Here is an 11628-nt window from a genome sequence, read left to right as displayed (position 1 = left end):
ATAATGCGTGTAATATGAGAATTCTCATCTCTGCATACGCCTGTGAACCTGGTCAAGGTTCAGAGCCAGGGGTAGGCTGGAATGTCGTTCGGGAAGTAAGCAAATATCATCATGTCTGGGTTTTGACATCAAACTGCCACCGTCAAGGTGACTATTACATTGGAAAGGATTTCATTTAAGATTAGCTGCATTTGCTCAAGCGATGATCTGTTTGGTTCAAAACCCAGAGTCAAGATCATGTATGTGTCATGCTGGTCAAAAAAGGGTCAAAGAGGTCTTGAATTGGGAAATTCAAGGCTTTGTTATCTCCGAACTATATAAGAAAGTTGGCATTTACTAGTATCTGGCGTTTACAACCTCGATCATGTTGATTAAATGTGTGATTACAAGAAAAATTTAGTTATGACTTATGTATCTTTATAACTACGGTAATAAGTAGCATTATTGCTACTACGGTAAAAGTAATTTATCATATCAAGTTATAATGAAGATATTGAAAAAACATTCTGTCATTTTGCGTATAATCAAGGGGTATCTGCTAAGCCTATCCGTTTGAGATTTGTTGCCCCCAATGCTTTTTGTGTGGGTAAAATTTATCAATCGGGCAAAAGCGAAATACGAGCTAATATGGTAATTACCTTCATCTGATTAATTGCAAGATATGCTGCCTATTCTTGACAGAAAAGACGATAAATCTCAATTTAATCCTCTGGAGAAGTGATGTATTTGGCACATTCATTCATGAGTGATGAAAAGAAGCACAGCATTCGGCAACCACTAGTTCTGGCGGTAGAAGATCATGATGATAGTCTACTGTTAATGAGTTATGCTCTTGAGTCACTTGGTTGTAGATTCATTTGTCAATCAGATAGTTATGCGACGGTGTTAGTGGCAAAAGAGTATCAGCCAGACTTGATTATGTTAGATATTTTGTTACCAGGTTTAAGTGGAATTGATGTTGTGCATCATCTCAAGCAAGAACCTCTAACTTGTGAAATTCCAGTAATTGCAGTCACAGCTTTAGCTACTAGAGAAGATAGAGAATGTATCTTGAGGGCAGGTTTTAATGACTATATCAGCAAACCTTATATGATTGAAGATTTAGAGACCATAATTCGTCATCATTTACAGGGTAGATTTCATGCTCAACCGACTTATGAATTGTGTCACGATTAGCAAAGCTAATCAGAGTTGGGAATAGAGAATGAGGAATAGGTGTTTTTATACTTGTTGAAATTGTTGATTAGAAGAAGAACTTAATCGTGCTTTGGTAATCGCACTATGAATGTAGTACCTTGTCCTAGTTCAGAAGTAACTGCGATCGCACCACCATGCGCTTCTACAATTCGGCTCGATAAGTGTAGTCCTAGCCCACTGCCTGAGCGTTTATTTCTACCTTGGCGAAATCGCTCGAAAACGTTGGGCTGATCTTCGGGAGCAATCCCATAACCTGTGTCTTCAACTTCTATAATTACCCAATCTTGAGTTTGAGAATTGCCCGATTTTTCGGAAATCCGAATTTCTATACCTCCTGTATCTGTAAATTTGATGGCGTTGCCAATCAAGTTATTAAACACGCGCCTGATTTCTAGTGCATCTCCCATCATCACACCACCGTTTTTTCCTAGTTGCTCTAACTCACTAGTATTTATTTTCAGAGTCAAACTCTTCTCACTAGCCAAGGGAGATAGTTCACTGACCACTTCTTGAATTATTTCCCGCAAATTGCAGCTTTCCCAATTCAAGGTTTTTTTGCCTGCCTCAAAACGATAAACTTCTAGCAGGGTATTCACCATTTGCATCAAATTTTGGTTACTGCGAATCATAACCGCGATCGCTTGTTTCATTTCTGGGGAAATCTTGCAGAAGGTTTCTTGTTCAAACAAACCCAGCATTCGATCAGCAGCTACTAAAGGAGTGCGTAAATCATGAGTGAGACGCGAAACAAAGTCTTCTCGTTGACGTGCCATCTTTTTTTGTTCGTCAAGACTATGTTTGAGGCGTAGTAGCGATCGCACTCGTGCCAATAATTCATCTGTATCAAATGGCTTGCGAATAAAATCATCAGCACCAGCGTCTAATCCCTCGACAACGCTGGATTCGTGAAAAGCAGTGATTAGCAAAATCGGAATATAGTTGAGAGCAGGGTTCTTGCGAATGCGACGTGTAACTTCGTAACCATCCATCCCTGGCATCATTACATCTAAAAGAATTAGATCTGGTGGTGATTGTTCTACATGCTGTAGAGCTGATATACCATCTGCCGCTAAATCAATCTCATACCCCTCACTTTCTAAAATAGTCTGAACCAAAATGAGATTATCTCTAGTATCATCAACGGCAAGAATGCGATCAATTTTAGAATTTTCTACAACAGACATGATTTATCAATTTTTATCTACTTAATTGAAATTAATTTATAGTTTGCGATGAGGATAACTCATCGATGCTTTGCTGGATTGATGAGGATTTTGAGCAGAACAAACGATGCTATCACCACCCGAATGAAAAGCTGAAATATTTGTGGCTGTGATTGGTAAGGAAATTTGCCGTGGTATTTCAATCTTGAACATTGACCCAGCCCCTAATTGACTTTCTAAAAAAATTTGACCACCCATCATTCGTACCAGCGAATTGATGATTGCCAAACCAAGTCCTGTACCAGGATATTTGCGAGTAATACTTTGATCGACTTGTCGAAAGGCTTCAAAAATATGTTTAAAATCTCTAGAAGCTATACCAATACCTGTATCCCGAACTGCGATCGCCACTCGATTGCCTGGAAGTTCTTTGACTTCAATCCAAATGCTGCCAGATTCTGTAAACTTAATAGCATTTGATAAAAGGTTGACTAAGATCTGACGCACGCGCACTGAGTCATTGTACAATACAGAATTTTGTAAATCAGCTTGAACTATTAAAGATAAATTTTTTGCTTCAGCCAGAGAACGCATTTCTGTGACTGTAGAATTTATGACTTTTAATAAATCAAATAATTCTGGCTTTAATTCTAATCGTCCTGCTTCTAATTTAGAGAAGTCGAGAACTTCGTTTAATAGCATTAATAAATGTTTTCCATTATTGAGGATACGCTCTACCATATCTGCTTGTTGATGGGTAAGTTGAGCAAATTTAGGGCGCAATAATATTTGGGAAAAGCCAATAATGGCATTCATAGGAGTCCGCAATTCATGAGACATAGTTGCCAGAAACTGGGATTTGAGCCGCGACGCTTCTGATAACTTTAAATTTTGTAACTGAATTTGTTGTCTTTGTTTCTCCAGTTCTTGATTTTTGCGAATCAGCTGCTCGTTACTTTCTCTAAGCTGTTGGTTGGCTAAAGCAGCTTGCATTTCAGCACGATGTACCCGAATTGCATTCCGTAAAATCCGTGCCAAAGTTTCTGAAGATACTCTAGACTTAGAAAGGTAATCTGTTGCCCCAGCCTTCATCAATTCTACAGCAATTTGTTCATCTCCTTGAGCAGTGAGAACTACTAAAGGAACTTTAATTTGCAAGGAGCGTAGCTTTTGAATTAGGGTTAAACCATCTTGGTCTGGTAAACGATAGTCGAGAAAAACACAGTCATAGTTAGTATTCTTCAGACTAGAGAGCGCATGATTGCCGTTACACAATTCAGATAGTTCCATTCGCACACCTGCTTTAGTCAGGGCGCGGCGCACTGCCATGCGGTCTACTTCATCGTTGTCTACAACCAAAATTTTCAGCGTCTCTTCCATCGGTTTTTATTTTCGCTGCCAAATACAGGTTGATGTATAACATTGGTATTTTCAAACTATCCAACTAAATAATTTTAGATTTTTAGATGGGGTTTTGATTAATGCTTACCCCTGACTTGATTGGGCTTTTCTACCTCTAGTCTACAATAATTCTAGTATCTCGAACTGAAGCATTAATTAACTAAGGTATTTCGCACAATATCGAATACTTGTTGAGCGTTGCTATGCTCTCAAAAAAACTAGTAAAGCTTCCGGTCTTCAAGATCTAGCCAGTAAGGTTAGTAATATGAACTTTCTTGAATATGCAATTGACATTTATGACATTTGTCTTTTCCTCAATATAATAAGTATGTTGATAAACTTTTATTGCATTTACTTGGATTGGATTCAGTTTGTAAATTTATCCTCAATCTATTTAAGAAACTAAAATATTTGAATTAAAATTAGAACTGTTAGCTCATTTTTAAGGTCAACAATCAATAGTCAAAGCCCAATTATAAATTAGCCAGCAAAAAATGGCTTCAGCCAAATTGGATGGAACTGAATACAAAGTAAAATAAAATACTTTATCAAGCTTCATCACAATTGTAAATGAGCGAGTTAACGCCCGTCCTCAGCCATTAGTGAGAGTTAAAGACTAACATTGTGTACCATAAGCTTGAGCAATGTTACTTCTTTGATTCTTTAGGCTAAGTAAAACTGAAATTACTGCCAGTTTCTGAAATAGAATCCAGAGTAATCTTACTTTCTCCCGTTTCCATAATTTGTTTGGCGATCGCCAAACAAATGCCAGTATTTTTTGGGAAATGCAGGCTTCCATAGTTTGAAAGATCACAAACCCTTTGTGGTGATGTTCCGAGAGGATACCATACCTGTCATCTGCAACGGAAAAATTGTCGTATTTTCCCTGGTGTTGTACAGAGAGTTTCACCCAAAGTCGGTCGCAAACTCCATCCCCTGGTGGGCAAACAGAGACAGTCGCCCGCTGATTTGAGGCATTATTTTTCATGGCATTATCAATTTGCTTTCTAGATGAATAACGCCGACCAAAAAGTGTTCCAAGGTATGGCAAAATTTTTTTTGCTCTCTCGCAGTGCTGGCAATGCTAGTTGAGTCTGTTGTGAGATTATCCACAAAATATTTTTCCCAAAAGGACTACTGATCACTTGTGTGCCGATGGCTTCACTAAAATTCAATGCTATTCTATTGATTTCAATAAAAATGTCATCTATTTTTATAAATCCATCAATTTCAAGGCTGGATTAAAGATGGTACACAAGCATTGGTCACTTTCTTTGATGGCATCTTTAACTCGTTCATATTTATCCATTTTTTCAGCTTTTTTCAAAGCTTGAGAATAACTAACTTCAGTTATGATTCCTATGTAACAGCTAAAGAATGGCCAAATTTGGATTTCGTCACCAATATTTCACGTTTTCTTGTAGAATAGCCATATATCCTCAGCTAGATTTTTAACTCTATCTAGATGGAAAAGAGAGAGAGTTAATTATTTCTATCGGTGGATGCAGGCTTGTTAATAGATCATCTATCTTTGGTTTGGGAAAATCATAGAAGCTGCTTAAAAAAGGTCGTAGTTTGCAACATGCAACAAGAAAGAGTGAGTGTAGCGATGAGCGAAATCAGCATTATTTTAATTGAAGATCATGACCTTACCAGAATGGGGCTAAGAGCTGCATTGCAGTCTTACAGCGGGTTGAAAGTAATTGGTGAAGCAGCAAATGCCACCCAAGGACTAAAACTTCTGGAAACGGCTAAGCCGGATGTGGCAGTTGTAGACATTGGCTTGCCTGACATGGATGGTATTGAACTCACCCGCAAATTTAGACGCTATCAAGCAGAGAGTGGGCAATCAGCAACAAAGATTCTCATCCTGACGATGGATCACACAGAGGATGCAGTACTTGCCGCTTTTGCAGCAGGAGCAGACTCTTATTACATGAAAGAGACTAGCATCAACAAGTTAACAGAGGCAATACAAGCGACTCACGAAGGTAACTCTTGGATTGATCCGGCGATCGCTAATGTAGTTTTGCAGAAGATGCGCCAAGGTATTCCTGGAGAAAGCCAAGCATCTGATAAGCCAAAAACAGTCAAGATTGAGGCACTGGCGACGGAATACGAGCAAGTTTTAGAAACTTACCCTCTGACTCAGCGCGAACTGGAAATCCTGGAATTAATTGTTGCTGGGTGTAGCAATGGACAAATTGCTGAAAAACTTTACATTACCGTTGGTACAGTCAAGACTCACGTTCGCAACATCTTGAATAAACTCTGTGCCGATGACCGTACCCAAGCTGCTGTTCGCGCCTTGCGTTCTGGCTTAGTAGCCTAAAAGAGGCAGGGGAGCAGGGAGCAGCACTTCGGCTACGCTCAGTGACCGGAGCAGAGGAGCAAGAATTTCCCCATGCACTATGCCCCATGACCCATGCCCAATCTTTCTTGCAAACAGTCAGCGATGCGTTGTGCTGCTCCTGGTTTACCCATTCGCCGCACCCCGTTTTCGGCAATTAATTGCAAACCGTCCGGATTTTTGAGTAGCGATGGCAACACTTTCGCTACTTCTGCTGGCTGCTCGACTAAAATTAAAGACGGGCCCAAAAGACGGCTTTGAGCTTCAGCAAAGGCAGGGTTATATTGGGGGCCACCACCGGGAATAGCGATCGCAGGTTTACCTAAACCAATAAACTGTTCTGTAGCTGTACCTGCCATAGCGATCGCTACATCTCCCCAATGCAAACATTCGTTATAAGCTTGTTGTGTTAACAACAAATATGCATCTTTTTGTTTAAAAATTAAAGCATTAGGATCAGAAAGTGGTACGGGAGATTCTGGGTAAATTTGCCAGCCTTGAGATTGAACAGTTTGGCACAAAATTTTGCAATCTAAACCAGGCGCGATCGCTCCTAAAAATATCACACTTTTGGAAGTATTAATTGCTGCATCTTGCTTTTGCAAACTAGCCATCAATGCAGACACGGCAATCATCATGATTTTCCAATTGTTATATGCTTCTGGTGTACGAGAACCAGGAAGCAGAGTCACATTTAGAGGTCGAGCTAATTCCTGTTGTTGAACATCAGCACAATAAAATCTTTGAGATGAGAACGTAGTTTCAAGACCATCCATCATCGGATTACCCAAATCAAAAGCTGGGATAGGCCACTGCTGTAAGATTTTCGTCGTTAGTGAATCTCTGGGAAACACCGCCCGACAACGGCGGCGACTCATCAACCAACGTTCCCAAGGATGGTAAATAGAACCAGAAAAGTTTTCCCAATCAGCAGCTTTTGATTTTCTGGCTAATAATCCCGCTTCATTCCGCACGTGATATTCTGATTTCGCTGTCCCGACAAAAGCATAGTTAGCACCGCTGAAAGCGGCAAACAACAGCGGTACAATATCTCCTACAGCTAAAATAGCTATCTTGTTGCCTAAACGTTTTTGGGAACTTACCCAACGACGCATAGCTTTAATTTGGCTCCAGGTAAGTTGCAGTAAACCGCCGTGGACATCTCGCATCAGCTGGCGGTTATCCATATAAATAAAGCCACCAGAAGGCATAGTGCGTACTGAACCAATGTACGGAATACCCAACTTTTGGTAAGCGCGTCCTTCACCCACTAGAGGCAAAGCAAAGATTTCTGGTGGGTTGGATTGTTGTTGGAGTTCTTCCAAAATCCGAACAGCAATCATGTCTTCACCATGACCATTACTTAAAACCAGTAATTGCCAATTTGGGGTTAGGGATATGCGCGATACATTGCTCATTTTGACTAATGTCTGCCGTAGGTTTCAGTACCAGGAACAAACCCGGTCTCTTTGAGCAACAGTCGTAGTTGTGCGTGACGAAGTTTCGTGTCCTTTTTGGTATTTTCCCACATCTCAGCAAAGAAGTCTTGCATCAGCGCAATGATGCTGCGGTATTTAACAATGCTAGCAACATAGAACTCATCTAACTTCATAATTCCATCTGCATGTATCTGCTCGATGTTGTCGAGTAATATAGACCGCAGTTCATAAGGTTTTAAGCCTTCTTTTATACCATATTTTTCCATAATCCTGCGTTTATCGTTCTCTGAACATGAATCATAGGGTGATTGAATCAGATGACCAAGATTCCGCAAAACTTCACCGTAGTCGTAAAATGTGTTCTGCTCAAAGAAAAATTCTTCATCTTTAGTCAACGTGAAACTCTTGTCAAGTACCAATCCAAAATCAGTTAAATAAGTCTGTTCGCCGTCGGTGAGGATGTTGCGAAAATGTGCGTCGAAGTGGATAATTCCCTTTGTCCTCAAAAAGTCAATCGTCGTGCGTAAGTCATTTAGAGGTTGCTGAAGTTTATTAGGGTTTTCCCGCAGCCATGTCTCTAGAACATGCGGTATGCACTCCAGGAAAAGAACTAACTCATAATTAGCGTTCGCTCTATCTAAAAAATAATTCCCGGCGTTCTCACTATTGCCCCAGTACTCCACATAAGCTTTTAGACGTGACCTATCCACATCCGCACGCCGCCCAAAAAACGGCATAATCCGATAATGATACATCAGTGGGAAAGTAGCGATCGCCCCCTCTAATACCCAGTTGGTTGTCTTGATATGGGTAACAAGTTCCCGGAAGACCCCAAAACCAGTAGAACCGAAGCCGTAATTACAATAAGTCGGCAAGTCATAGAGGTTTCTGGTGGAGAATAGATTTTCAAATTCGATGTTCGTAACCGGAACATGTTTCACAAAGACCTTAGATTCCCCAAGGACAATGGTGTGATTTATCCCCCAACCCGTACTCGATTCATTCGACTTACTATTTTCAAACAGAGAACGCAATTGTACATTATCCAACTGAGCGATTTGTGAACTGAGCTTGAAGTATTTCTTTTTTCGGCGTTGCATACATTAGGGATGAATTAAAATTTTTGACCAAAGTTAAAGACTGATTCTTCGCGCCTTTGCGCCTACCCTGCGGGAAGCCGAAGAAGGCGCGTCTATGCGCGAAATAAAATTTATGCACGATATACCTCTCTTCGGTGAGCCACTTTCACGACTGTCACTAACAACAATTCATCCTGAATCTGATAGATAATCCGGTACTTGCCTAAGCGAACTCGATATAGTGATGCAGCACCTTCTAACTTCACAACTTTATCTGGACGTGGTTCTAAAGCTAACTCTTCTAGCTTCAGTACCACCTTTTGTTGAATGTCAGGTGGTAATTTTTTGATTTGGCGTACAGATGCTGGTGTTAAATCAACTTGGTAACTCACAAACCCAATTCTCTTTTGAAATCATGAAGAGATATTGTACCTGCGACAGCCGCCTCCTCTAGGGCTGCACATGCATCCTCCACATCTGCTTTATCTTCTTTGGCTTTCAAAAAGCGCAAAAAATCTAAGACCTCTACTAATACTACTTCCGGCGTTTCCTCTAGCTCCTGGATAATTATTTGTTTAGTGTTCATAAAATATCAAGGTAATATTAAGTACTAAGTGCAATCATTCGGGCGATCGCTTCTAGTGTAAACTTGCTATGATTACTAACGCCAAGGCAATTAAACAAATCCACGCTACATCACCCAAAGTATTTTAATAGAAACAAAATATCAAAATTAATTGTCTCTTGAACAAAAGGTATAAATAGGGATAGCAATCGGCAAAGCAGCTGGAAGTTAGTATTATCCCTGTTAGCCAACCTTACTAAAGCTAACTCCCAGTTATTAAATTAAATATTATGCGAATTTCTTCTGCTACGCTTTTTACTTTAGCTACTTTAGCGGCTAGCAATATTACTCAAAAAGTTATGGCTGCAACTGCCACAACTGCATCTGAGAATGAACAAACTGAGAACTTTATAGTTCCAGCGATCGCAGAAACGCCTGCACAAGTCAAGACTATATCATCCCCAGAAATTGTAGTTGCTCAACAATTTTCACCCAATTCTGTAGAACTAACCCCGAAGGTTCAGGGAAATTCTCCCGTAATTCTTCCACCATCTCCCACGCCTCCTGTTACCCCATCTTCACCCAAAAACCCCGTAATTGAACAAGACTTAGTGGTTACAGCTACAGATGTGCAGGTAGTGGGAGCCACTGAAGAATTACAGCAGATTATCCGTAAAATCATTAAAACCCAAATAGGTGGAGAAACCAGTCAAAACCAACTCCAAAAAGATGTAGCGGCAATTTTAGAAACTGGTTTATTTGCCAGTGTTAACGTTAATAGCCGCAGCACCTCAACAGGATTAAATGTAGTGTATCAGGTGCAACCAATAGTAGTGCGATCGCTGGAACTTTCTGGTGCTAAAGCACTCACCTATCAAGTAGTTCAAGAACGTTTTCAATCTCAAGTCGGTAAACCCATTAGTCCCGCAGGACTCCAGCAAGCAGTACAACAAGTTAACAAATGGTATGCCGACAATGGTTATAAACTTGCACAGGTGCTATCTATTAAACCCAACCGTCAGGGAATCCTCACCGTTAATGTAGCTGAAGGCTTAGTGGGTAATATCAAATTCCGCTTTGTTAACGACGAAGGCAAAACCTTCGATAGTAAGGGCGAACCAGTGGCGGGACGTACCAAAACAGACTTTTTACAACAGCAATTAAAGCTTAAACCTGGTCAAATCTTCCAAGAAAATACTGTCCAGCAAGATATACAGCAATTGTATAGTACTGGCTTATTTGAAACTGTGAATGTGGCTTTAGAAGGAGATGCCAATAAAGTTGATTTGGTCTACGAACTCAAAGAATATGGGGCGCGTGCGATTAACGTTGGTGGTAGTTACAATGCCGATCAAGGGTTAATAGGTACTTTAAACTATAAAGATCAAAATATTAATGGTGCTAACGATACTTTGTCTGCAAATCTGGGTTTGAGTGCCCGTGATTTCCAATTTGATACCAGATTTACTAGTCCTTATCGCTCAACTAATCCCGATCGCTTGGGGTATAGTGTAAATGCCTTTCGTCGTCGGGAAATCTCAGAAACTTTTGATGATGATATCAAGCTAGCTAACGGCGATAAAGTCCGCGAAGGTCAGATTGGCGGTAGTATTAGCCTGCAAAGACCAATAGATGACTGGGATACTTCCCTAGGATTTAACTATACTCGCACCAGTATTCGCGATCGCGATGGTAATGTTACCCCAACTGATGCCCAAGGCAATCCTTTATCTGCAAGTGGCACTGGCATTGATGATTTGACTACTGTATCTTTCAGCGCCACCAAAGACCAAAGAAATAACCCCAACAATCCCACTCAAGGCTCGTTACTGAGTTTGAGTACAGAACAATCTGTACCCATCGGTCAAGGTAATATCTCTCTCAATCGCCTCCGGGCAAATTACAGTCAATATACACCAGTCAAATTATTTAATAGTCAACAGCCACAAGTATTCGCCTTGAATCTCCAAGCTGGGACAGTAATTGGTGATTTGCCACCTTATGAAAGTTTTAACTTGGGTGGTTCCAATTCAGTCCGTGGTTACGACTCTGGTGATGTAGGCAATGGTCGCAGTTATGTCTTAGCTTCCGCAGAATACCGCTTCCCTATTTTACCTATAGTAGGGGGTGTGTTATTTGCTGACTTTGCTTCTGATTTAGGTTCTGGCGATACCGTCTTGGGAGACCCCGCAGGTGTGCGGGATAAACCAGGTTCTGGCTTTGGTTATGGGGCTGGGGTACGTTTAGACTCACCTTTGGGCTTAATCAGGGCTGATTATGGTGTTAATGACCAAGGAGAAAGCAGAGTGCATTTAGGTATAGGGCAGCGGTTTTAACATGCATTGAGTTCTGCCCCTTGTTCTCTTATTTGACTCTACAAAACTACAATTTTGCCTCTTATTTGCTCCGCATTTTTAAATACACTCTTTTAAGT

General features: G+C 40.6%; 11 protein-coding genes. 4 read left to right on the top strand and 7 right to left on the bottom strand.

What is annotated here, in order from left to right; translation table 11 throughout:
• The first annotated feature begins 14 nt into the window (after positions 1 to 14).
• Both I8751_RS01475 and I8751_RS01470 read left to right on the top strand, forming a co-directional pair.
• Positions 15 to 179 carry a hypothetical protein gene (locus tag I8751_RS01475; protein ID WP_318780277.1) on the top strand — a complete coding sequence of 55 codons (165 nt, stop codon included), beginning with the start codon at positions 15 to 17 and terminating at the stop codon, positions 177 to 179.
• Between the two features lie 541 nt (positions 180 to 720).
• Positions 721 to 1176, top strand: a complete 456-nt coding sequence (locus I8751_RS01470; protein WP_214437397.1) for a response regulator — start codon at positions 721 to 723, stop codon at positions 1174 to 1176.
• Between the two features lie 80 nt (positions 1177 to 1256).
• Here the strand turns inward: I8751_RS01470 and I8751_RS01465 are convergent, their stop codons facing one another.
• From I8751_RS01465 to I8751_RS01455, 3 genes are all read right to left on the bottom strand, one after another.
• Positions 1257 to 2381 carry a sensor histidine kinase gene (locus I8751_RS01465; protein WP_214437396.1) on the bottom strand — a complete coding sequence of 375 codons (1125 nt, stop codon included), beginning with the start codon at positions 2379 to 2381 and terminating at the stop codon, positions 1257 to 1259.
• A gap of 36 nt (positions 2382 to 2417) precedes the next feature.
• Positions 2418 to 3740: an ATP-binding response regulator gene (locus I8751_RS01460; protein ID WP_214437395.1), complete on the bottom strand. Its 1323-nt coding sequence runs from the start codon at positions 3738 to 3740 to the stop codon at positions 2418 to 2420.
• Positions 3741 to 4377: 637 nt separating this feature from the next.
• Complete coding sequence (locus I8751_RS01455; protein WP_214437394.1) at positions 4378 to 4812, bottom strand: hypothetical protein; 435 nt, start codon at positions 4810 to 4812, stop codon at positions 4378 to 4380.
• Between the two features lie 558 nt (positions 4813 to 5370).
• Between I8751_RS01455 and I8751_RS01450 the strand changes: the two genes are divergently transcribed.
• On the top strand, positions 5371 to 6093 hold the full coding sequence (locus I8751_RS01450) for a response regulator transcription factor (protein ID WP_214437518.1): 723 nt from the start codon (positions 5371 to 5373) through the stop codon (positions 6091 to 6093).
• A gap of 77 nt (positions 6094 to 6170) precedes the next feature.
• Here the strand turns inward: I8751_RS01450 and I8751_RS01445 are convergent, their stop codons facing one another.
• The 4 genes from I8751_RS01445 to I8751_RS01430 all read right to left on the bottom strand — a co-directional run bounded on the left by I8751_RS01445 (position 6171) and on the right by I8751_RS01430 (position 9215).
• Positions 6171 to 7529 (bottom strand): lipid-A-disaccharide synthase-related protein, encoded by a 1359-nt coding sequence (locus tag I8751_RS01445; RefSeq protein WP_214437393.1) that lies wholly within the window; start codon positions 7527 to 7529, stop codon positions 6171 to 6173.
• A gap of 5 nt (positions 7530 to 7534) precedes the next feature.
• Positions 7535 to 8491 (bottom strand): hypothetical protein, encoded by a 957-nt coding sequence (locus tag I8751_RS01440; protein WP_318780276.1) that lies wholly within the window; start codon positions 8489 to 8491, stop codon positions 7535 to 7537.
• Between the two features lie 269 nt (positions 8492 to 8760).
• Entirely contained in the window at positions 8761 to 9021 is a 261-nt protein-coding gene (locus I8751_RS01435; RefSeq protein ID WP_214437391.1) for a type II toxin-antitoxin system RelE family toxin, read from the bottom strand.
• Positions 9018 to 9215, bottom strand: coding sequence for a DUF2281 domain-containing protein (locus I8751_RS01430; RefSeq protein ID WP_214437390.1), 198 nt, complete (start codon positions 9213 to 9215; stop codon positions 9018 to 9020). The genes I8751_RS01435 and I8751_RS01430 overlap by 4 nt, the downstream gene beginning before the upstream one ends.
• Positions 9216 to 9484: 269 nt before the next feature.
• On the opposite strand from I8751_RS01430, the gene I8751_RS01425 reads away from it, so the two are divergent.
• Positions 9485 to 11530: a BamA/OMP85 family outer membrane protein gene (locus I8751_RS01425; protein ID WP_214437389.1), complete on the top strand. Its 2046-nt coding sequence runs from the start codon at positions 9485 to 9487 to the stop codon at positions 11528 to 11530.
• Positions 11531 to 11628 lie beyond the last annotated feature (98 nt).

This window comes from Atlanticothrix silvestris CENA357 (assembly GCF_016056295.1).
Lineage (GTDB): Bacteria > Cyanobacteriota > Cyanobacteriia > Cyanobacteriales > Nostocaceae > Atlanticothrix > Atlanticothrix silvestris.
Note: the sequence above shows the minus strand (reverse complement) of the source record. Positions and strands in the feature narration are given on the sequence as shown.

What these genes read in the sequence shown, in the direction of transcription:
- I8751_RS01450 (WP_214437518.1), top strand. Translation starts at nt 5,371, where the DNA reads ATGAGCGAAATCAGCATTATTTTAATTGAAGATCATGACCTTACCAGA.
- I8751_RS01465 (WP_214437396.1), bottom strand. Translation starts at nt 2,381, where the DNA reads ATGTCTGTTGTAGAAAATTCTAAAATTGATCGCATTCTTGCCGTTGAT.
- I8751_RS01460 (WP_214437395.1), bottom strand. Translation starts at nt 3,740, where the DNA reads ATGGAAGAGACGCTGAAAATTTTGGTTGTAGACAACGATGAAGTAGAC.
- I8751_RS01470 (WP_214437397.1), top strand. Translation starts at nt 721, where the DNA reads ATGTATTTGGCACATTCATTCATGAGTGATGAAAAGAAGCACAGCATT.
- I8751_RS01475 (WP_318780277.1), top strand. Translation starts at nt 15, where the DNA reads ATGAGAATTCTCATCTCTGCATACGCCTGTGAACCTGGTCAAGGTTCA.
- I8751_RS01430 (WP_214437390.1), bottom strand. Translation starts at nt 9,215, where the DNA reads ATGAACACTAAACAAATAATTATCCAGGAGCTAGAGGAAACGCCGGAA.
- I8751_RS01445 (WP_214437393.1), bottom strand. Translation starts at nt 7,529, where the DNA reads ATGAGCAATGTATCGCGCATATCCCTAACCCCAAATTGGCAATTACTG.
- I8751_RS01425 (WP_214437389.1), top strand. Translation starts at nt 9,485, where the DNA reads ATGCGAATTTCTTCTGCTACGCTTTTTACTTTAGCTACTTTAGCGGCT.